Annotated in this window: 18 protein-coding genes and 3 pseudogenes; 11 read left to right on the forward strand and 10 right to left on the reverse strand. The window is 39.4% G+C overall.

What is annotated here, in order from left to right:
• Nucleotides 1–28: 28 nt before the first annotated feature.
• A complete protein-coding gene (gene pyk / locus IPK31_15420; protein ID MBK8089209.1) occupies nucleotides 29–1,522 on the reverse strand; it encodes a pyruvate kinase in 1,494 nt (497 codons plus the stop codon).
• A gap of 75 nt (nucleotides 1,523–1,597) precedes the next feature.
• Entirely contained in the window at nucleotides 1,598–2,581 is a 984-nt protein-coding gene (pfkA, locus tag IPK31_15425) for a 6-phosphofructokinase (GenBank protein MBK8089210.1), read from the reverse strand.
• Between the two features lie 169 nt (nucleotides 2,582–2,750).
• Here pfkA and IPK31_15430 point away from each other — a divergent pair, with 169 nt between their 5' ends.
• The 4 genes from IPK31_15430 to IPK31_15445 all read left to right on the forward strand — a co-directional run bounded on the left by IPK31_15430 (nucleotide 2,751) and on the right by IPK31_15445 (nucleotide 6,810).
• Nucleotides 2,751–4,856, forward strand: a complete 2,106-nt coding sequence (locus tag IPK31_15430; protein MBK8089211.1) for a S9 family peptidase — start codon at nucleotides 2,751–2,753, stop codon at nucleotides 4,854–4,856.
• Nucleotides 4,857–5,050: 194 nt separating this feature from the next.
• Nucleotides 5,051–5,950 (forward strand): NAD(P)-dependent oxidoreductase, encoded by a 900-nt coding sequence (locus IPK31_15435; protein ID MBK8089212.1) that lies wholly within the window; start codon nucleotides 5,051–5,053, stop codon nucleotides 5,948–5,950.
• Between the two features lie 72 nt (nucleotides 5,951–6,022).
• Complete coding sequence (locus IPK31_15440; GenBank protein ID MBK8089213.1) at nucleotides 6,023–6,487, forward strand: CHAD domain-containing protein; 465 nt, start codon at nucleotides 6,023–6,025, stop codon at nucleotides 6,485–6,487.
• A gap of 11 nt (nucleotides 6,488–6,498) precedes the next feature.
• Nucleotides 6,499–6,810 (forward strand): CHAD domain-containing protein, encoded by a 312-nt coding sequence (locus IPK31_15445; GenBank protein MBK8089214.1) that lies wholly within the window; start codon nucleotides 6,499–6,501, stop codon nucleotides 6,808–6,810.
• Nucleotides 6,811–6,824: 14 nt separating this feature from the next.
• On the opposite strand, the gene IPK31_15450 is transcribed toward IPK31_15445, so the two are convergent.
• The 3 genes from IPK31_15450 to IPK31_15460 form a co-directional block, all read right to left on the reverse strand.
• Nucleotides 6,825–7,739, reverse strand: a complete 915-nt coding sequence (locus IPK31_15450) for an amidinotransferase (GenBank protein ID MBK8089215.1) — start codon at nucleotides 7,737–7,739, stop codon at nucleotides 6,825–6,827.
• A gap of 90 nt (nucleotides 7,740–7,829) precedes the next feature.
• Nucleotides 7,830–9,344: an amidinotransferase gene (locus tag IPK31_15455; protein ID MBK8089216.1), complete on the reverse strand. Its 1,515-nt coding sequence runs from the start codon at nucleotides 9,342–9,344 to the stop codon at nucleotides 7,830–7,832.
• A 254-nt stretch (nucleotides 9,345–9,598) separates the two neighbouring features.
• Nucleotides 9,599–10,213 (reverse strand): rRNA pseudouridine synthase, encoded by a 615-nt coding sequence (locus IPK31_15460; protein MBK8089217.1) that lies wholly within the window; start codon nucleotides 10,211–10,213, stop codon nucleotides 9,599–9,601.
• 130 nt (nucleotides 10,214–10,343) lie between these two features.
• Here IPK31_15460 and IPK31_15465 point away from each other — a divergent pair, with 130 nt between their 5' ends.
• Complete coding sequence (locus IPK31_15465) at nucleotides 10,344–10,730, forward strand: hypothetical protein (GenBank protein MBK8089218.1); 387 nt, start codon at nucleotides 10,344–10,346, stop codon at nucleotides 10,728–10,730.
• 17 nt (nucleotides 10,731–10,747) lie between these two features.
• Here the strand turns inward: IPK31_15465 and IPK31_15470 are convergent.
• Nucleotides 10,748–11,466: pseudogene (locus IPK31_15470) on the reverse strand (DUF3291 domain-containing protein).
• A gap of 150 nt (nucleotides 11,467–11,616) precedes the next feature.
• On the opposite strand from IPK31_15470, the pseudogene smc reads away from it, so the two are divergent.
• The 3 genes and pseudogenes from smc to IPK31_15485 all read left to right on the forward strand — a co-directional run bounded on the left by smc (nucleotide 11,617) and on the right by IPK31_15485 (nucleotide 16,164).
• Nucleotides 11,617–15,135 (forward strand): annotated as a pseudogene (gene smc / locus IPK31_15475) (chromosome segregation protein SMC).
• A gap of 103 nt (nucleotides 15,136–15,238) precedes the next feature.
• Complete coding sequence (gene coaD / locus IPK31_15480) at nucleotides 15,239–15,709, forward strand: pantetheine-phosphate adenylyltransferase (GenBank protein ID MBK8089219.1); 471 nt, start codon at nucleotides 15,239–15,241, stop codon at nucleotides 15,707–15,709.
• Between the two features lie 8 nt (nucleotides 15,710–15,717).
• Nucleotides 15,718–16,164 carry a hotdog fold thioesterase gene (locus tag IPK31_15485; protein ID MBK8089220.1) on the forward strand — a complete coding sequence of 149 codons (447 nt, stop codon included), beginning with the start codon at nucleotides 15,718–15,720 and terminating at the stop codon, nucleotides 16,162–16,164.
• Here the strand turns inward: IPK31_15485 and IPK31_15490 are convergent.
• The 3 genes from IPK31_15490 to IPK31_15500 form a co-directional block, all read right to left on the reverse strand.
• Nucleotides 16,161–16,457 (reverse strand): type II toxin-antitoxin system RelE/ParE family toxin, encoded by a 297-nt coding sequence (locus tag IPK31_15490; protein MBK8089221.1) that lies wholly within the window; start codon nucleotides 16,455–16,457, stop codon nucleotides 16,161–16,163. The two genes, IPK31_15485 and IPK31_15490, sit on opposite strands and share 4 nt — an antisense overlap.
• Nucleotides 16,439–16,687, reverse strand: coding sequence for a hypothetical protein (locus tag IPK31_15495; GenBank protein ID MBK8089222.1), 249 nt, complete (start codon nucleotides 16,685–16,687; stop codon nucleotides 16,439–16,441). Before IPK31_15495 ends, IPK31_15490 begins: the two co-directional genes overlap by 19 nt.
• Nucleotides 16,688–16,781: 94 nt before the next feature.
• Nucleotides 16,782–17,342, reverse strand: coding sequence for an NUDIX domain-containing protein (locus IPK31_15500; GenBank protein MBK8089223.1), 561 nt, complete (start codon nucleotides 17,340–17,342; stop codon nucleotides 16,782–16,784).
• Between the two features lie 59 nt (nucleotides 17,343–17,401).
• Here IPK31_15500 and IPK31_15505 point away from each other — a divergent pair, with 59 nt between their 5' ends.
• Nucleotides 17,402–18,034: an orotate phosphoribosyltransferase gene (locus IPK31_15505; GenBank protein MBK8089224.1), complete on the forward strand. Its 633-nt coding sequence runs from the start codon at nucleotides 17,402–17,404 to the stop codon at nucleotides 18,032–18,034.
• A 25-nt stretch (nucleotides 18,035–18,059) separates the two neighbouring features.
• Nucleotides 18,060–18,418 (forward strand): annotated as a pseudogene (locus tag IPK31_15510) (heavy-metal-associated domain-containing protein).
• Between the two features lie 226 nt (nucleotides 18,419–18,644).
• Here the strand turns inward: IPK31_15510 and IPK31_15515 are convergent.
• Complete coding sequence (locus IPK31_15515) at nucleotides 18,645–19,106, reverse strand: LEA type 2 family protein (protein ID MBK8089225.1); 462 nt, start codon at nucleotides 19,104–19,106, stop codon at nucleotides 18,645–18,647.
• Nucleotides 19,107–19,374: 268 nt separating this feature from the next.
• On the opposite strand from IPK31_15515, the gene IPK31_15520 reads away from it, so the two are divergent.
• A complete protein-coding gene (locus IPK31_15520) occupies nucleotides 19,375–19,980 on the forward strand; it encodes a WbqC family protein (protein MBK8089226.1) in 606 nt (201 codons plus the stop codon).
• Nucleotides 19,981–20,027 lie beyond the last annotated feature (47 nt).

Raw genomic sequence — 20,027 nt, forward strand, 5'->3', positions numbered from 1 at the left:
GGGGCTTATAAAATAAACTTGAAGTGTATTAATCTACAATTGTAATCTTAATCAGGTTGGTTGGAAGATGCAGGTGAACCGGCGTACTGCCTGTATTCACTACAATATCTCCTGTACTCAAAAAGCCACGCTCCTTCAGTACTGCGATCTGATCATTGATGATGTCATCCACGCTAATCTCTTCTGAATAATAGAATGCACGAACACCCCAGCTAAGTGTTAACTGGTTTACTAATGCTCTTTCTTTGGTGAATATATACAGTGGAGCCTTTGGTCTGAAACTGCTGAGCATAAAACCGGTGTATCCGCTTTGGGTCATACCAATTAATGCATGTGCATTTACATCTTTCGCAATTTCGCAGGCATTATAACAAATCGCATCACTCAGAAATGATGGTGAATGAGGTTGTGGTTTTAAATCTTCTTCACGGTCGTAACGGTAATAGCTGCTTTTTTCCACTTCTTCAATGATCTTAACCATGGTTTCAACAACAAGTGCGGGATGATTACCTGTAGCAGTTTCGCCACTCAGCATCACCGCATCAGCACCTTCCAGTACCGCATTGGCAACGTCGGTGATTTCACTTCTGTTGGGTTTTACACGGTCGATCATACTTTCCATCATCTGTGTGGCCACAATCACAGGCTTGGCACGGTGAATACATTTTTTGATGATGTCTTTCTGAATCAACGGCACCTGTTCAACAGGAAGTTCAACACCCAGATCACCACGGGCAACCATGATGCCATCACTTTCAATAATGATATCACGGATATTGGCAACCGCTTCTGGTTTCTCAATCTTGGCAATGATCTTGCTCTTGCTCTTGCGCTCATCCAGTTTATTACGCAGGATGATGATGTCTTTTACATTTCTTACAAACGATAGTGCCACCCAATCGAGCTGCTGATCAATGATGAAATCAAGATCAACAAGATCCTTATCTGTTAATGCAGGTAAAGAAATTTTTGTATCAGGAAGATTGATTCCTTTTTTAGAAGAAAGTCTGCCACCTAATGTTACTTCAACTTTTACATCGTTTTCACGGGTAATGCCCGATACTCTAACTTCAAGTTTACCATCATCTATCAAAATGATATTGCCCACTTTTACATCCTTGTGCAGGTTGGGATAAGAAACATAAATTTTTTCTTTTGTTCCAACTAATTTTTCATTGGTGAACGTAAGAATATCGCCTTCGGCAACGTCAATGCCTCCATTTTCCATTTCACCCACTCTCAGCTTCGGTCCCTGTAAATCACCAAGGATGGCAATATTGTATGGTTCTGTTTTATTGATGGTGCGGATCAGTTCAATGATCTTCGATTTGTCTTCATGACTTCCGTGTGAAAAGTTTAAACGGAATACGTTTACACCGGCTCTCACCAGTTCCAGTAACTTATCGTAAGTGTCGCAGGCGGGGCCTACTGTTGCAACGATTTTTGTACGATGACTCATATGTTTTACACCTGCTGCTTTGTCCATATCTGCATGAAGATACTTTGAAATATTTTTAGACATGACAAGAGTAGTTTTTTTATTAGATGATTGATTATACTATTCTTAAATGATCTTTCTTCTTAAACTGAGATTCCATTAGCTCGCAAGGATCTTCACAATTTTCATCCACTCATCACTAACCCTTTGTTTTGCTTTTACCGCTTTATCAAGAGGGGTGAAATGAAGTTTGTTATTCATGATACCAATCATAGTGTTATGCCTGCCTTCAATCAATGCATCAACAGCAGCATAACCAAGTCTGCTGGCAATTACACGGTCAATACAGGAAGGAGAACCACCACGCTGAATATGCCCCAGGATACAAACACGGGTATCGAGGTGCGGCATCCTGCTTCTGATAATTGCTGCCACTTCATTGCCACCACCTGTTTCATCACCTTCTGCCACCACAATCATGTTCACTAATTTATGACGGCGTTCTTTTTCTTCAAGTGAATCAACCACTAATTCAATATCTGTTTTTGTTTCAGGAATTAAAATGTGTTCGGCACCTGTTGCAATACCACTGTGCAGGGCAATGTACCCAGCATCACGACCCATTACTTCAATAATGAATAAACGGTCATGGGCATCGGCTGTATCACGAATTTTATCGATGGCCTCAACAGCCGTATTCACCGCTGTATCAAATCCAATGGTAAAATCAGAACCGGCAATATCCTTATCAATTGTTCCGGGTAAACCGATACAGGGGATATCGTATTCGTTGGAAAATCTCTGGGCACCACGGAAGCTGCCATCGCCCCCGATAATTACCAACCCATCAATTCCGTGTTTCTTTAAATTGCTGTAAGCTTTTTTCCTCCCTTCGGGCTCGTAGAAATCTTTACTTCTTGCTGTCTTCAAAATAGTGCCGCCACGCTGTATAATGTTGGCCACACTGCGGCTGTGCATGGGTACAATATCATCATCTATCATGCCCTGGTATCCACGCATGATTCCGAATACTTCCATGTTATGATATAAACCTGTACGGACTACTGCTCTGATGGCTGCATTCATACCGGGAGCATCTCCGCCCGAAGTGAGAACGCCAATCTTTGTAACTTTTTTACTCATTGTAAATCAATTAGAAAAGTTTTTTACTTTTCACATAGCAAGCTGAATCGTTGAAAACAAACCAGTTCGGGTTCGTTTAAGGGCCAAAAGTAAGGAAATGCCATGATAACAATTGTTCGTCATCCTGATTCAATCGTTTGCACTAACTTGTCACTAAAATTAATTCTGTATGAAGTCAATTGCTTTTTGTTTAATCACAGGCTGTTTTTCAGTACAGCTGACTGCTCAAATCGTTTATCCTGTTACAAAAAAGGGGGCAGTAACTGACAATTATCATGGTACCAGCCTCGCCGATCCTTACCGCTGGCTGGAGGACGATAACAGTGAGGAAACGAAGACATGGGTAACGGCTGAAAATAAGGTGACTTTTGATTACCTGAATAAAATTCCGTTTCGTGAAAAAGTGAAAGCAAGATTGAGTGAAATGTGGAATTATCCCCGTATCGGTTCCCCTTCGAAAGAGGGCGACTGGTATTATTTCAGCAAAAATGATGGGTTGCAGAACCAGAGTATCCTATATCGCCAAAAAGGATTGACCGGAGCAGCAGAAGTGTTTCTTGATCCCAATAAATTATCAGCAGATGGTACAGCAGCTTTGGGCGGTACCATTTTTTCAAAAAACAGTAAATACCTGGCTTATTTAGTTGCACAGAGCGGCAGCGACTGGCAGGAAATTTATGTAATGGATGTGGCGACAAAAAAACTATTGACGGATAAAATTCAGTGGGTGAAATTCAGCGGTGCAAGCTGGAAAGGTGATGAAGGTTTTTATTACAGCCGCTATCCCGAACCCGATGAAAAAAGCAAGCTCAGCAAACAGAACCAGTTTCATGCAGTGTATTATCACAAAATGGGAGCGCCGCAAAGTGAAGATGTGCTGGTATTTGAAGATAAAGCCCATCCCTTACGTAATGTTGGTGCAGGATTAACAGAAGATAATCGTTTCTTAATACTGAGTACAAGCGAAGGAACAAGCGGTAATGAAGTTTGGGTGAAAGATTTAAAGAATAATCAGAAAGAATTTTCCCTGCTGGTCCCCGGTTTTAAAACAGAACCTTCTGTGATTGAAAATGTGGGCGATAAATTACTGCTGCTCACAAATGACGGTGCTCCTAACTATAAAGTGATTTTAATTGATCCAAAGAATCCAACTGCAATCGCACCGCAGGTGATAATACCTGAACAGAAAGAAGTGTTGCAGAGTGTAAACACTGGTGGCGGTTATTTATTCTGTTCTTACCTCAAAGATGCTTCAACAAAAGTATATCAATACACATTGGAAGGAAAGCTTGTTCGTGAAATTAAACTGCCGGGAATTGGAACAGCAGGTGGTTTTGGAGGAAAGAAGGAAGACAAAGAATTTTTCTATACCTATACTTCTTATAATTCTCCGGCAACCATTTACCGTTACAATATAGCAACAGGAGCATCAACCCTGTTTCGCAAAACAGAAACGAAATTTAAAAATGAAGAATACGAAACCAAACAGGTATTTTTTACCAGCAAGGATGGTACAAAAGTGCCGATGTTTTTGACGTATAAAAAAGGAATGAAGCTCGATGGAACCAATCCTGTATTGCTGTATGGTTATGGTGGTTTCAATATTCCATCTACTCCCGGTTTCAGTATCAGCAATGCATTCTGGATGGAGCAGGGAGGTATTTATGCTGTTGTAAATCTTCGTGGAGGAAATGAATTTGGGGAAGCATGGCATAAAGCAGGGATGCTTGAAAACAAACAAAATGTGTTTGATGATTTTATAGGAGCAGCTGAATTCCTGGTAGCAAATAATTATACCAACAAAGGGAAGATTGCTATCCGTGGCGGATCAAATGGCGGTTTGCTGGTTGGCGCATGCATGACACAGCGTCCCGATCTGTTTAAAGTTGCATTGCCGGCAGTTGGTGTTATGGATATGCTGCGTTATCATCTCTTCACTATCGGTTGGGCATGGGCGGTAGAATATGGCCGCAGTGATAATCCGGAGCATTTTAAATTTCTCATCAAGTATTCACCACTGCATAATTTCAAAGATGGTACATCTTATCCCGCAACTTTAGTTACAACTGCAGATCATGACGACAGGGTAGTACCGGCACACTCATTTAAATTTGCTGCAAGATTACAGGAAGCACATAAGGGCGATAATCCTGTATTGATCCGTATTGAAACAAAAGCAGGTCATGGCGCAGGAAAGCCCACCAGCAAACAGATTGAAGAAGCTGCTGATATCTGGAGCTTTGTGATGTACAACATGGGAATGGAAATGAAGTAAGCAATTTGATTATATGATATTTCCCCGCCAGGCTTTTGTTTGACAGGGATTTTTTTGGTGGATAGTTTTTCGTGGTTGCCTGCGTTTAAAGGTTTATATTCAGGATGCGAAATGAGCCAGCCAAAATATAGCAAACAACCTGATCTGATATTCTTCAGACAGGCATCTGACCACAAACATCAAACCATGAACAGATGAAAGTTTTTGTTACAGGTGCAAATGGATTATTAGGCCAGCACCTTATCCGCCAATTGGTGAATGAAGGAAAGTTTACCATTCATGCAAGTGGCAAAGGACCCAGCAGGCTGGCTTATGGACCGGGCAATGGAGTTACTTATCACCAGCTTGATATTACTGATTTTAAACGTTCGCAGGCGCTGGTTGAAAAAATTTCACCACACATTATTATTCATGCGGCTGCTTTAACACAGCCCAATGAATGTGAAGCTGATAAAACCAATTGCTGGAAAACAAATGTGGGAGCAACAAGAACATTGCTGAAGGCGGCACAAAAAACAAAATCCTATTTTATTTATGTGAGTACGGATTTTGTGTTTGATGGATTGGAAGGGCCATATGATGAACATGCCACACCCAATCCTGTGAATGATTATGGTGAAAGTAAATTACTGGCCGAAGAAATGGTAGAAATGAGCGGACTCCATTGGGCAATTGTAAGAACAGTGCTGGTGTATGGTGGTAAAGTTCCCGGTGGGCGACCCAATTTTATTCAATGGGTGAAAGAAAAATTAACTGCAGGAGAAAAGATAAAAGTGGTGGATGATCAGTTACGCACACCAACTTATGTGGAAGACCTGGCGAAGGGAATTATTCTTGTACTGATGAAGCATGCCAAAGGACTTTATCATATTTCCGGAAGAGAAATGTGTTCGCCTTACCAGCTTGCTGTTTTGGTTGCAAATACGCTGGGCATTGATTCTTCATTAATTGAAAAAGTAACGGCTGAAACATTTAAAGAACCTGCCCGCCGTCCGTTGAAGACAGGATTCATCATTACAAAAGCAGTAAAAGAATTAGGTTATGTTCCGGTAAAACTGGAAGAAGGAGTGAAGAGAGTCCTTGAGTTAGGTTAGTTATTCTTTGAATACATTTATATTATTTTAGTATTTTTTATTGCGGTTACTTTTCATAATCGCTATACTTCTATGAACCTCCTCAAAGAATTTGCGCTTAAACAAACAGATGCTGCTGTTCATTTGCTGGATGAATATGTAAAAACGAATGACGGTGAAGCATTGCATCAGCTGAGGGTAAGTATAAAAAAAATAAGATCAGTTCTCCGCTATTTTGAAAACCAGCAGCTGCATGAAAAGAAAATAAAGCAATTGAAAAAACAGTTGCGGCATGTTTTTCAGTCTGCAGGATTTATAAGGGAAACTCAGTTACAAATTCAATGGTTAAAACGAAACCGATACCGCATTCTTTTAAATGAATCTTTACTTGAAACTGATGTTAGCTTTTATGAACAGGTTTTCCTGGATGAAGCAGGTAAGAGCAGGAAAATATTGGAGAGCATCAGAAAGGAACTAAACAAATTTTGTAAAGATGCAGATGAACTATCTGTATTCAATTATGCTGAACAGTTAAAGCAGAGAATCTTTTTCAGTTGAAGTCAGTAAATATGTCCGGGTGGCATGAGCTGCGAAAAATCATCAAGCAATTGCTGTATGCACAAAACTGGCTTAGCGAAAGTGAAAAAATAAAACTCCTTCCAGTAAAACAGACTGCATTCCTCGATCAGTTACAGGAAGCAATTGGCAACTGGCATGATGCTGAAGATTTAAAAACATGGCTGAGTGATGAGCAATTCTTTCTGCGTACTGAATCAAATATTAAATCGCAGTTTAACCGTTGCTGGCAGACTCAGTTAAAAGAAATTGCTGATAAGGAAGGAATAATAAGAAAGCTCTTAATAAAAAGCCCGGCAGTATAGCCGGGCTTGTATATTTAATTTTTTGCAGGCAGAAAAATTTCTGCCATCATACATCTTGCACTTCCGCCTCCATTGGTTTCAATGGTTGTAAGATCAGAATGAATGATGCGGTTATACGATTCAATTTCATTTACCTGCTCTTTGGTCAGTGATTTATATGCCTGGCTGCTCATCACTACTATCTTTTCACCTTTTTTATTTTTTACCTGCAGCATATTTCCTGCAAAATGATTCATCTGGCTGTAAGAAATATCAATGATCTCTTTCCCGCTTTTTTCAATGGTATACGTAACCATGTTTCTTTCAGCTGTATTAGGGATGCTGTCTAAACAAATTACAACATACTGATCGGCTACACACATCATTACATTGGTATGATAAATTTCGCCGCCATTTTCATCCACACTGTGAAAGGAGCAGGGTTTATAACCTAACTGCACACACCATTCTTCAAACAATGTTTTTTCTGTTCTTGGAGAAATGCAGGCGTAAGCAATCCGGTTGTCTCTGTCTAACACCATACTGCCCGTACCTTCTAAAAAACGGTTCTGATGTTCCCTTTCTGTAAAATCAATGGTATGTTTAATAGAAAATTTTTTCTGAATAGTGTCAAATACATTCTGTTTCCGTTCTGCTCTCCTGTTTTCTGCAAACATGGGATAGAGTACAATGCTTCCATCGTGATGAAAACTGATCCAGTTGTTCGGAAAGATACTGTCGGGTGTATGAGGTATTGGCGTATCCTGCACAACTGTTACATCAATTCCTGCATCAGATAGCTTCTGTACAAACCCGTCAAACTCTGCCTCTGCTTTTTCCTGTGCCTGGTCATTACTTCCCTGTTGCTGAAATGCATTGTTCACTGCTGTTTCGGCATTGAAGTCAAATGCCACCGGCTTTATCATTAATAAATGTGATGTTGTTTGCATATTTCTTTATTAATAATCCATAGATAATAATGGTTACGGGTTAATGGTTAAAAGTTATGAGTGGAGTTCCCGTAACTTATAACCCATAACTTATAACTTTTCTCTTAATAACGGCATACTCATACAATGACTTCCGCCTCTTGCTCTTGACAGCTCTGCTGATGGTAAGAGGATCAATGTGTTTTCAATACTGTCGGGGTCAACTCCTTTTTCGAATTTTTCAAATGCTTCTGTGGTAGTCATTACATCAAAGCCAGCAGCCCTGAATGCTTCGGCTGTATGATCATTCCTGTCGTAACCAATTACAACTCCTTCTTTCAAAGCTACTACATTACAACTGTCGGTCCACTGTTCTCTTTCGTCGTGCGGAAAAACATTGCCACCACTGTAAATGATTTTTACATCGTCAGGATTTATTCCAAAATCTTCTTTACTGATCTGCCGGATCAATGATTCAATGCCCGGAAGATTTTTGTTGACACTGTAGTTCCTTGTTTTTACATATGGTTCATTGGCAGGTTTGTAAAACTGAAGGATTTCCACCTGTTCCATTTCCAGCTGTCGTGGATTATGTGCCAACTTATTGCTGTAACTATGCCGACTGATATGTTCTGCTCTTAATATTTTTTCAGAGAAACGTCCGTACAGCACCCATACATTCCGTTTTACCTGTGTGAAGATGGTATCAATATGCATCTGTGCACGGTTCTTTGGAATTTTTACAACAGATATTTTTTCAATGCCCAGTTCAGGGCGGCTGAAGAAAGAATGAATGATTTCATTTACTGCACTGCTGCTGGTACGGATACTGCAACCAATCACAAAATGTTTGGGATGAATCATCATTACATCACCACCTTCAATACTGATGATACGGTGTTTGCGTTCTTCTTCTTCATACAGAAAGAAATCGCTTTCTTCAATAATCTCCATAATTTTTTCCGGTTCATTTTTGAAAAAATAATAGAGCGATAAGAATTTGGTGAGCAGTGATTCCCTTCTTCTTGCTACCGTTGCCATACGGCTCAGCAGAATATGACCTTTTACCATAATACCAATATCACGGGTAAAAATGAAGTTGGGAACAGGAGGGAAGATAAACATGTCTTCACCTGTACCATTTTCTTCTGCAGGTAAAATGCCGGTGATAAAAACCTTGGCCAGCAATGCAGGATCATTGATGGCTTCTAACCGTTGCTGAATAGCAAAGCTGGATTCTTCGTATGAACAGATGGCAGAAATTAAACGGAGTTTTACTTTTTCATCACTGATGATTTCTGCGAGCAACTGTTGGGTATCAAGCACTTTATCGCTGTTGAAATATTCTTCCTTGCCCGGTATATAGCACCATGATTTTTTTTCGGGTTCAGATTTTTGCTGATAGCTGTTGATATAGTTTACTTTTTCACGGTCCAGGAAATACAATAACAGTTTCACATAGTGATTGTATTCTTTCTGCATACTTTTCAGATGCACAATGTCATCATAAAGATTATCAGCAAAAGTGCCGGGAATGATTTTGCCAATGCCACCATCGGGGCTGTGGATTAAAAGTTTTCGTAATCGTCCTAATTCATTTTCTACGTAATAATTATGTTGCGCCATAAAACCGGTTTAATGTTCAGTAAAGGATGGGTCGTAAGAGATTGTTGCGGGAACATGTTCTTTGCAGAACGATGATCAACTGCAACGGGTAAGGAAACTAAACTTAGTAATCGGGCAGACTTCCTTCACCTGCAGAAATCAGGTTGAGGAAGTATGGCAGCATCAGGTTCGTTGTAATATGCTTCTGGAAAAACATATTGCAAGTTAGGTGATTTCGTACGAAGCTGCAAGTTTGCAACTGCTAACGGGAACAGCTACGTTTTTGCAGGGTAATCCACATCAATCAACTCAAAAAACTCCTGTTCATTCAACTCTTTCACGCAGCCGGGTTTTAAATCACCCAGTTTTAATTCTTCAATGGAAATCCTGATCAACCGCAGACAACGGCGGTTAATGGCCAGACACATTTTTCGTACCTGGTGAAACTTGCCTTCTGTTAAAGTCATCAGCATCCATGTATGCGGGTACTGCTGCCTGAAATCATCCATATGAATATAATGATCGGTTACATCCGTAACAATTTCAATGGAATCAGGAACAGCAATATAGGGTTCACCATCTTTTACCGGAATGGTAACACCGGTTCTTAATTGCTGCAGCAGTTCTTCTGTAACAATATTTTTTACCATTACGAGGTATGTACGTTTGTGTTTTTTTTCGGATGAAAATAATAGCCTTGTTACTTTTTTATTTGTGGTTAAAATGAGTAAACCTTCTGAATGATTATCCAGGCGACCAATGGCATGGATTCCTTCAGGAAATTCAAAATCAAGATCACCCAGCAGCTTCACTTCATGTGAACTGACAAACTGCGAAACCATATCGTATGGTTTGTTGATGATGAAGTAGCGGTGGGGGGGCTGTGACATAACTATTAGTTGCAAGATTACGAATTTTGTACTTTAGGTATGATATACCTAATTCTATGTCCTGCAAAAAAAAAAGCATATAGATATACCATGTTGGTTATCTCTTAAATTTGACTTATAACTTTGAGTAATGGCTGAAATAACTCTCGACACCATGCTTTCTCAACTTGGGTATTCAAGAAAATGGATTGATAATGGTATTTTAACAGAAACACTTTTGAAGCAACAACTTCAAGAGTTTAACTCAGGAGAGGATGATAATACAGAGCATTATCGCTTTAGAACGCTAACTGCGTTTCTTCAATCAATCACTTTTAAAAAAGAGAGAACTTTAGAAGTGATTCTTGAAATTCTTGAAGAGGATTCCGATCAAAGTATGGCGTCTTCAGTATTTATATCGCTATTGAAAAATGAAGAGTTGACAAACAAACAATTTGAGATGGTTGCGGATTCTTTTAAAAAATTTGGAGAGTTGACACAAAAGTATATTGATAAGGAAAAGATAAAGCGGATGTGAAGTTAGTTATGCTATTCTTACAACGGTTCAACTCCCTTTATCGTCCCCCAAGTCTTCAACACTTTAAATCGTACAAACATATCCTCACTGTACCAGTTTTCTTTTCTTGTTTTCTGAATCACTTCTGCATGGTCTTTCATTTTGTAGGCAAACTGTTTCATCTGTTCCTTGCTCTGCCAAATGGAAAAAGTTGCCTGTCTTAATCTTGGCGATTCACCAATACCAACAGAAAACAAAAAGCCATCTGCTTTGCGCATATCGTTCGATACTGCTTCCACATGCTCATGAAAACGGGCCAGCTTTTTCCGTCGGATGGTTGCCCTTGTTAAAACAGCAATCATTCCTTCATAATCGGTTTTGGGCGGCAATTTTCCAAACGCTTCTTTGCCATCCCAGGTTCCATGCCCCTCGATGGGTTGCAGAACCACCGTCCAAGTTTCGCAGCCAAAAACTTCCACCAGGCGGCAATAAAGTTGCCGTAATACTGTTTAAGCAGTTGTTGAGGGTTGGATAATTCATTTATTTGCCTGAAATTCTCTTCTTCCATCACTACCAATAATCCCCATTGCTGCCAGTCGGGTAATTTGCTGAAAGTGCCGTCACGACCACATCCAAGTGTTTTATGAAACCTGATTTTTCGGTTGAAAAACAGGGGCAGCCGGTGCAAAGCCATCGCCAGCAGTGCAAAGTAGATAAAACGTTTTTTGTAACGGGCAATGGTTAATATTGCGTACATAGTGCTCAATTAAGAATAAAGTTTGTATATGACAAACAAAACCTTGCTCTTGTTGAAAACATGGCAAAATGTGTTAATAAGATAAAAAATGGGTAAAAATTAATACAGCCTTTATCCCATATATTTGTCGCCTTCCAAAAATGAAAAATAGTGCGTTTAAAGAGTTTAGAAATTAAGGGTTTTAAAAGTTTTGCCGATAAAACTGTGGTTAGTTTTGATGAGGGTGTAACCGGTATCATTGGGCCCAATGGTTGCGGCAAAAGCAATATCATTGACAGTATTCGCTGGGTAATAGGTGAGCAGAAGATCAGCCATCTCCGTAGTGAAAACTTAGAGAGCCTGGTATTTAACGGTTCAAAAACAAGAAGTGCTTCCGGCCTGGCCGAAGTAAGTCTCACTTTTGAAAATACCCGTAACCTGCTTCCAACCGAATTCAGTACCGTAACCGTTACACGTAAATTCTACAAAAGCGGTGAAAGTGAATATCGGTTGAACGATGTTCAATGCCGTTTGAAGGATATCCAAAATCTTTTTCTTGATACGGGTGTAAGCACCGACAGCTATGCCATCATTGAGTTGGGTATGGTTGATGATATCATCAAGGATAAGGATAACAGCCGTCGCCGAATGCTTGAACAGGCAGCCGGTATTACCATCTACAAAACAAGAAAGAAAGAAGCCAAGAATAAACTGGATGCAACTGAACAGGATCTGGCACGTATTGAAGATCTGTTGTTCGAGATCAACAACCAGTTAAAAACTTTAGAGAACCAGGCCAAAAAAGCAGAGAAGTATTACGAGATCAAAAAAGATTATCGTGAAGTGAGTATTGAACTGGCGAAAGCTGCGCTTGAAGGGTTCAATATTAAATGGAAAACATTAAATGAGCAACACGAAACCGAAACTAATAAACGTGTTGAACTTGAAGCTAAAGTTGCAACGGAAGAAGCGGCAATAGAACAGGAGAAAGTTGGTTTTATTGAAAAGGAACGTGAATTGCAAACCATGCAGCATGCATTCAATGATATGCTGCAGAACCTGCGTACCAAAGAAAATGATAAGAATTTAGCGCAGCAGCGTTTGCATTATCTCAAAGAAAAAGAAACCAGTCTGAATGACTTTTTACAAAAAGCAGGCGGACAGTTAAAAGGAATAGAAGAAAGCATTCAATTTACACAACTGCAGATTACAGAGGAAGATCAGAAGTTAAATGATCTTGCTTCACAATTAGATGGATTACGCAGTGCTGTGGAAGAGAAACGCCGTTTGTTTGATGAAAGAAGAAGCGGTATTGATGATCTGCGGAAAGAAAACCAGGCCATTCAACGTAACCAGTTTGAAGCAGAGAAGAATGTAGCAGTTGGTGAAACAACTGTACAGAACCTGCAACGCACCATCTTCCAGTTAAAAGAAGAACAAACGAACAGGAAACAGCAATTACAACAGTTAGAAGTTGAAAAGCAACAGAAAGAATACGAACTGAATAATTTCAGGGAAGAGTTGCTTCAGTTACAGCAGGAACATGAATTTACCAAAGACCAGATTTTGCAAACTCAATCTGCATTGGAAGGCTTACGTACTCAGTTAGCAGATGAAAACAGAAAGCTTGATTCAAAAAAGAATGAGCATGATCTGTTGAAGAGTTTAGTTGATTCATTGGAAGGTTATCCTGAAAGTGTGAAGTTCTTACACAACAATGAGCAGTGGAAAGTAGAAGCGCCTTTGTTGAGCGATGTAATTTATTGTAAAGAAGATTACCGTACAGCAGTAGAAAACCTGCTGGAACAATACCTCAACTATTATGTAGTGGGCAATATGAACGATGCATTAAGTGCTGTTAAGTTATTGCATGCCAACCAGAAAGGGAAGGCTAACTTCTTTATGCTGGATAAGTTTAACGGACAGGCTGTATTGACTGATCTTCCTGCAGGAACAATTTCTGCATTGAATGTGGTGGAAGTTGAACCCAAGTATCAATCGCTCATTAATTATTTACTGGGACAGGTTGTGATTGCAGAAGATGAAAATAATCTGCCGGCTGATTTTGATGGTGTGGTATTGGAGACGAGCGGCAAGTTCTTTAAAGGTAAATATGCATTAAGTGGTGGCAGTGTTGGCTTGTTTGAAGGAAAGAAACTCGGCCGAGCAAAAAATCTGGAACGTTTACATGAAGAGATCATTGCACAGGAAACGGTTGTGCTGGATTTAAAACATATCATTCAGTTGCGTCATAATGAAGTAATCATCTTCAATGAGCAATTGAAAGAAAACGCAATCAAGCAAACAGAAACGTCCATCAACCAGTTAGTCAATCATGTGTATGGTATTGACAACAGGATGGAGAACCTCCGTGGAATGGAAGCCAATGCTGTAAGGCGTTTGGAAGATCTGGAACAGCAGCAGGAAGAGATTCATGAAAGCCAGCAGACACATCGTGATGAACTGGATAAATACAATTCACAGTTAGAAGAACTGGCCGGAAGACTGGAAGTGCTGGAACAGGAGTTTACACTGGCTGAACAATCATATAACCAGGCCAATCAATCATACAATGATTAGAACCTGAATGTAACCCGTCAGCAAAGCAGGGTAACATCATTGAAACAGGAGTTTGATTTCAAACAGAACCAGTTTCAGGATCTGCAGTTACAGATTACAACCAACTCGGCTGCATTGGAAGAAGCTTCCACACAGATCAATGAAAGTGAAGTGATGTTGCTGGAGGCGCAGGACATACTGGTAACTCTTTTGCAGAATAAAGAAAGTGAAGAGCGCAAGCTGAATGAAGCAGACCAGGCTTATTACAATATGCGGAATGTGCTCAGTGAAAAAGAAAGTGAGCTCCGTCATAAGCAAAAGGAAAAAGAACAGGTTGATCATTTACTCAACGAAATAAAAGATAAACTCACTGATTTAAAACTACAGTTAAGCGGAACCAAAGAACGTTTAATGGTTGAGTTTAAAGTGAATCTTGAAGAAGTAATTGAAGAAGCAAGAACAGGGGATGATCCGCAGGAAGAATTGCAGGCAAAGGTTGACCGGATGAAAAAGCGTTTGGAAAACCTTGGTGAAGTGAATCCAACAGCGATTGAAGCATTTGAAGAAATGCGCAAGCGTTATGAATTCATTTTAGAGCAGAAGAATGATCTGGTGACTGCGAAAGAATCTTTACTGCAAACCATCCAGGAAGTAGAAGCTACTGCTAACCAGCGTTTCCTTGAAACCTTTAATGCAGTGCGTGAAAACTTCCAGAAAGTATTTAAGGCATTGTTTACAGAAGAAGATACTGCTGACCTCGTATTAGAAAATCCGGAGAACTTAGCTGAAACAGGAATTGATATTGTGGCCAAGCCAAAAGGCAAACGTCCAAGCAGTATTTCACAGTTGAGTGGTGGTGAGAAAACATTAACTGCAACAGCGATGTTGTTTGCGATCTATCTGATCAAGCCCGCTCCATTCTGTATTTTGGATGAGGTTGATGCACCATTAGATGATGCCAACGTTGGAAAGTTCACCAATATGATCCGCCAGTTCAGTGCCAATTCACAGTTCATTATTGTAACCCATAACAAACAAACAATGGGTGCAGTGGATGTGATCTACGGTGTAACCATGCAGGAAGCCGGTGTAAGTAAATTAGTACCGGTGGATTTCAGGAGTTTGAATTAAGAAAGGAAAATGTTTATAGAGTAAGTGGCAGAGTAAATTAATCGGCAGGAAATTATTTGTTTTATCAATCATTCATTCGATATTCGGTATCTAAATCAATTGCATGCAACGCATTTGTCTGTTCCCCGGGACTTTCGATCCCATAACGGTTGGCCATCTCGATATTATTTACCGTTCATTAGATCTGTTTGATAAAGTAATTATCGGTATTGGCCGAAATTCAGGGAAACTGCCCATGTTCAGCGAAGAACAAAGGGTGGAATGGATCAACCAGATATTTAAAGATGATCCAAGAGTTGACTCTATCGTGTATGACGGATTAACGGTTGATTGCTGCAAAAGAGTCAATGCAAAATTTATTCTGCGTGGCATCCGTTATGTGAACGACTTTGAATATGAAAAAGCCATTGCCGATATGAACCGCAGTCTCGACGGCGATATTGAAACAATCTTTCTTACCTGTTTGCCTCAATATACTTCTGTTGCTTCTACACTTGTTCGTGATGTAATCAGGAACGGTGGTGATGCATCTGCTTTCTTACCGGAAGTTGTGAATAAAACCGTTTCAAAATAATAACTATTATGTCTTCCATCTGGTTCAAAAAAGATTTGTCACTTACCAATTTTACAAACTTTGGTAAAACAACCATGAGTGAATACATTGGAATTTCTTTTTCAGAACTGGGAAATGATTACTTAAAAGCAACCATGCCTGTTGATCACCGTACCAAACAGCCTTATGGTTTATTGCATGGCGGTGCCAGTTGTGTATTGGCAGAAACGCTGGGCAGCATTGCTTCAGCTATGGTGATCGATCAGGATAAATTTATCTGTGTAGGTTTGGAGATTAATGCCAATCATATCCGTTCTGCAAGAAGTGGAATTGTTACCGGTATTACCAAACCCATTCATATTGGCACCAGCACACATGTATGGGATATTAAAATTTATGACGAAAGAGAGAAACTGGTTTGTGTAAGCAGGTTAACCGTGGCAATATTGAAGAAGCCGGAAAAAGAACATGCTTAATAAGGATTCTTTTTTGGATTTATTCTCGTGTCGTACATATTCAGGACAATAACGGTCTTGCTTTTTATTTTGTAGTACATCCTGTTGTGCCTGGTAATTAAAACGCCCCTTACATTTTCTACTTTTGAAGATAGCGAACCGACAAAAGGTTGTTTTTTCAACAAAAGAAGACGCTTGTCAACTTTAATCAGAAATTCTTCTGCAACTTTCTTAGACCATTCCTTTTCAAGATAAGTCAACACTTTCAACACTTTATTGGCGAACCTTTTTTTGATTATGATTTGGTACGCCATTTTTCAGTAGCCCGATTAAATTCAACAAGTGTAATTGTTTCTTTCAAATCTTCTTCTTCAGATAGAGCCTTAAGCTCTTTTAACTGTGTTTCACTCAATTGATCAGTAATATCAGTCCCTTTTGTTTTACCGTAAAAAACAAAATCTTCTTTAACAAGTGAAAGCAGCTCTTCATTATCGGTGCTTTCAATAAAAGAGATCAATTCTTTTTTCAGTTTATCAAGTGCCATATTGATCGTTTATTTAAAACTACAAAATAAAATGCTACCAAAGTCAGTTAAAGCACATCCTTCACCGAAGGAAAAATGTTACCGAAATAGCCTTTCAATTCTTTTTCTTTACCCATTTCAATTCAGTAATATCTTCTTCTGTTTGTGGAGCAATCTCCTGTTTGCCTTTTACTTTCATTTTATACCAGTGCGAATCTTTGAGAATATGTTTTCCGAATTCATCGTACGTATGATAGGTAATGACCAGGCTCTTTTTCAATTCAATATTCTTCAATCCTGTTTCCTCTTCCACTTCACGAACAGCACATTGCTCAATTGTTTCGCCGGGATCTAATTTTCCTTTGGGCAGATCCCATTTACCCCTGCGGAAGATCAGTAACACTTCTCCCTTTTCGTTTTCAACCAATCCACCTGCAGCAGTAACAGGCTTAAAAAGTTTAAAGAATGCTTTCTTTAATTTCTCCAGATCCTGATCCCATAAAATACCTGCATGAAATTCATCTTTTGCAATTTCATGAAGTAAAGATTTGATAGCAGGTCCGGTAATTTCATCAATAAACACGGCGTCGGGATGATGCATGTATTCATGAATTGTATCATCAATTTCATTGCAAAGAAAAACGGGTTTGTCGCCGAAGTAGATTTTGATGTACATAAAAATGTTTTTAGCAGTCCTGCATAATGTTGAAGGGTTCAAATTGTTACATTTGCGCCATGACTAACGAACAAGCCGTAGCAGAAAAGTTGTTACAAGTTAAGGCCATCCGTTTAAATGTAAAAGAACCCTTTACATGGGCAAGTGGATGGAAGAGCCCGATTTATTGCGATAACCGTAAGGTGCTGTCCTTTCCGCATGTGCGGGAGTTCATCAAAAGTGAAATGTGCAACGTCATTTTTGAACAGTTTGCTGACGCAGATTTGCTCGCAGGTGTTGCCACAGCCGGAATTGCATGGGGAGCAATGGCTGCAGATCAGCTGAAGCTGCCTTATATCTATGTTCGTCCAAAACCCAAAGAGCATGGCTTAGGCAACCAGATTGAAGGCTTTTATGAAGCCGGACAGAAGGTTGTAGTGGTGGAAGATTTGATTTCTACCGGGAAAAGCAGTCTGGAGGTGGTGGAAGTGCTGCGTAAAGCCGGCGTTGAAGTGATTGGTATTGTTTCCATCTTTACCTATGGGTTTGATGTGGCTGCGGTAGCCTTTCAAAAAGCAGGTGTTGAATACCGTTCATTAACGAATTACCCAACTCTCATCAATCTGGCCATTGAGAAGAACATTGTTGAGGCTTCAGAACAGGAAGTTTTGTTAAAATGGGCGAAGGATCCTGCACATTGGCTGGTAAATTGATAATTTCATTGAAAATTCTTTCAGCATGAAAGCAGTACTCTGTTCCTTTCTTTTAGTGATCGGTATTTCCGGATTTTCACAGTACAAAAAGCCATTGGTTGTGCAGATCAAAACACCTCAGGCACAATGCGTGGAATGCAAGGATAAGATTGAAAAGTTCATGAAAACGGAAGAAGGCGTGCCAAGATTGTGGTTGATATCCGCAAAAAAATTACCACGGTAACATTCCTCAGCGACCGAACAAATATTGAAAATATCAAAACCGCCATTGCCAATCTTGGTTTTGATGCGGATGATGTAACCGCAGAAGAAGAGCAGTATAAAAGATTACCGATTTGCTGCAAACGTGAAGCAGATGGAGGAGGTCCTCCCAAGAAAAATTAATTCAATTCTTTTATTAATAAGGTTCGGGTTTACCCAGACCTTTTTTTGTTTCAATACGAAATCCGGCAAATTGGAATATTTTCGACTTGCCTGTACTTTCTTTGCTCTGTGTAGTAAAGTCTGTAGTTAAAGAGGAACTTCTCAGAGAGCATTTGAACGCTTTAAAGCGGGAGTATCTATGCTTTATCATGGGAGTATCCATGAAGTATCCTCCCAGGTTTCCCGGTCAGGGTTTTGGAAGAAACAAAGTGGCTTCATGGCGCCCTTCATATACAAGCGGGATGGTTTTATAAATGCCGGCCACCCCGGCTGTGATAGTTCCTGTTGCCCTCACCAAAACTGTTTTATTCGTTAGAGCACTCCAGGCATTTTTGAAAATATTTTTCATATCTGTTTTGATATAAATCGGAATTGCAAAGTCTGACTTTCTGTCAACTTTGATTAATGTGTCGCTGATTGCTTTTCCCAGGTACACATCATCCACATACACATCGGCTTCCGTTCTTCTTACCTGGAACCCGAACCGGTTTGGGTTGTTGTAGACCAGTTCCATTTTGATGGTCGATTCTGAAAAACCCATGTTTTCAAAACTCAGATTTCTAAATTCTTTGTATTCCGGAATTTTAAATGTGTTGCAGGAGAGGGTGGCAATGCAGATGATGAGCAGCCCGTATAATTGATTCTTCACAATAATTTCTTTCCTGCAAAATAAGGCAATGAAATGAGATTTCTTTTCAGACCTGAAAACGAACCCTTAAATTTGAGCTAAAATAGTTAGTCAGAAAAGGAGTGAAAAATTGGTATCTGATTGACAAAGATTTGTAGTGTATTTATATTGTTATAATTGTTTTAAAATTAGTTAACTGTAATTAACTGATTATTAATATTATATTTTAGAGTAAAAAATGAATTAAAATAACTATGTTTTGGGATCAGTTAAGATATTAAATAAATGAATGAAAAAAAATAAACAAAATATTGATTTGCAATATTTTGGTGATATAAAATTCATTTCAACTTTAATCAAGTCGACAAATGCATTTTATTTGCCAGATGTACGCTATGAAAAATCGCTTCATTTGAACAGAACCTGTTTAATTGGAGCAAATGGTCCCCTCCTTCTCACGGTTCCGTTAATTGGCGGGAGAGACAAAAAGCAAAAATTAAAAGATGTTCAGATTTCCTATGTTGACCCCTGGCAGAAAATTCAATGGCGGGGTATTGATTCGTCGTACAGGAAAGCTCCCTGGTTTGAAGATTATGCTCCCGGACTGAAAGAGCTTTTTGAACTGAGAGAAAAGTATCTGCTTGATCTGAATCTGAAAACAATGGAGTGGGTGAGTAAAAAATTAAAGATCAATGTTGACATTTTGGCTGATAATGAAGTTTCAAAAAAGGAAGCTCCCGGAAATTCAGGTGTAAAAACCGGGTTTCAATATCAACCATATCAGCAGGTATTTATGGAAAAGCATGGATTTAAACCCAACCTTAGTATACTGGATCTTTTGCTTTGCGTGGGGCCTTCTGCCAAAAAAATACCTGGAAGCCATTGCCACTCTTAAAAATGAAGATCGTACGTTATAATTACTTAGAGAAAACGCTTAACTTG

The organism is Chitinophagaceae bacterium, from assembly GCA_016713085.1.
Classification (GTDB): Bacteria; Bacteroidota; Bacteroidia; order Chitinophagales; family Chitinophagaceae; genus Lacibacter.

Excerpts from the sequence above, each read along its gene's own strand:
- IPK31_15505 (MBK8089224.1), top strand. The coding sequence starts at position 17,402 with ATGACTAACGAACAAGCCGTAGCAGAAAAGTTGTTACAAGTTAAGGCC.
- IPK31_15435 (MBK8089212.1), top strand. The coding sequence starts at position 5,051 with ATGAAAGTTTTTGTTACAGGTGCAAATGGATTATTAGGCCAGCACCTT.
- IPK31_15500 (MBK8089223.1), bottom strand. The coding sequence starts at position 17,342 with ATGTACATCAAAATCTACTTCGGCGACAAACCCGTTTTTCTTTGCAAT.
- IPK31_15485 (MBK8089220.1), top strand. The coding sequence starts at position 15,718 with ATGTCTTCCATCTGGTTCAAAAAAGATTTGTCACTTACCAATTTTACA.
- IPK31_15440 (MBK8089213.1), top strand. The coding sequence starts at position 6,023 with ATGAACCTCCTCAAAGAATTTGCGCTTAAACAAACAGATGCTGCTGTT.
- IPK31_15490 (MBK8089221.1), bottom strand. The coding sequence starts at position 16,457 with ATGGCGTACCAAATCATAATCAAAAAAAGGTTCGCCAATAAAGTGTTG.
- IPK31_15455 (MBK8089216.1), bottom strand. The coding sequence starts at position 9,344 with ATGGCGCAACATAATTATTACGTAGAAAATGAATTAGGACGATTACGA.
- IPK31_15460 (MBK8089217.1), bottom strand. The coding sequence starts at position 10,213 with ATGTCACAGCCCCCCCACCGCTACTTCATCATCAACAAACCATACGAT.
- pyk (MBK8089209.1), bottom strand. The coding sequence starts at position 1,522 with ATGTCTAAAAATATTTCAAAGTATCTTCATGCAGATATGGACAAAGCA.
- IPK31_15445 (MBK8089214.1), top strand. The coding sequence starts at position 6,499 with ATGTCCGGGTGGCATGAGCTGCGAAAAATCATCAAGCAATTGCTGTAT.
- IPK31_15465 (MBK8089218.1), top strand. The coding sequence starts at position 10,344 with ATGGCTGAAATAACTCTCGACACCATGCTTTCTCAACTTGGGTATTCA.
- IPK31_15520 (MBK8089226.1), top strand. The coding sequence starts at position 19,375 with ATGAAAAAAAATAAACAAAATATTGATTTGCAATATTTTGGTGATATA.
- coaD (MBK8089219.1), top strand. The coding sequence starts at position 15,239 with ATGCAACGCATTTGTCTGTTCCCCGGGACTTTCGATCCCATAACGGTT.
- pfkA (MBK8089210.1), bottom strand. The coding sequence starts at position 2,581 with ATGAGTAAAAAAGTTACAAAGATTGGCGTTCTCACTTCGGGCGGAGAT.
- IPK31_15495 (MBK8089222.1), bottom strand. The coding sequence starts at position 16,687 with ATGGCACTTGATAAACTGAAAAAAGAATTGATCTCTTTTATTGAAAGC.
- IPK31_15450 (MBK8089215.1), bottom strand. The coding sequence starts at position 7,739 with ATGCAAACAACATCACATTTATTAATGATAAAGCCGGTGGCATTTGAC.
- IPK31_15430 (MBK8089211.1), top strand. The coding sequence starts at position 2,751 with ATGAAGTCAATTGCTTTTTGTTTAATCACAGGCTGTTTTTCAGTACAG.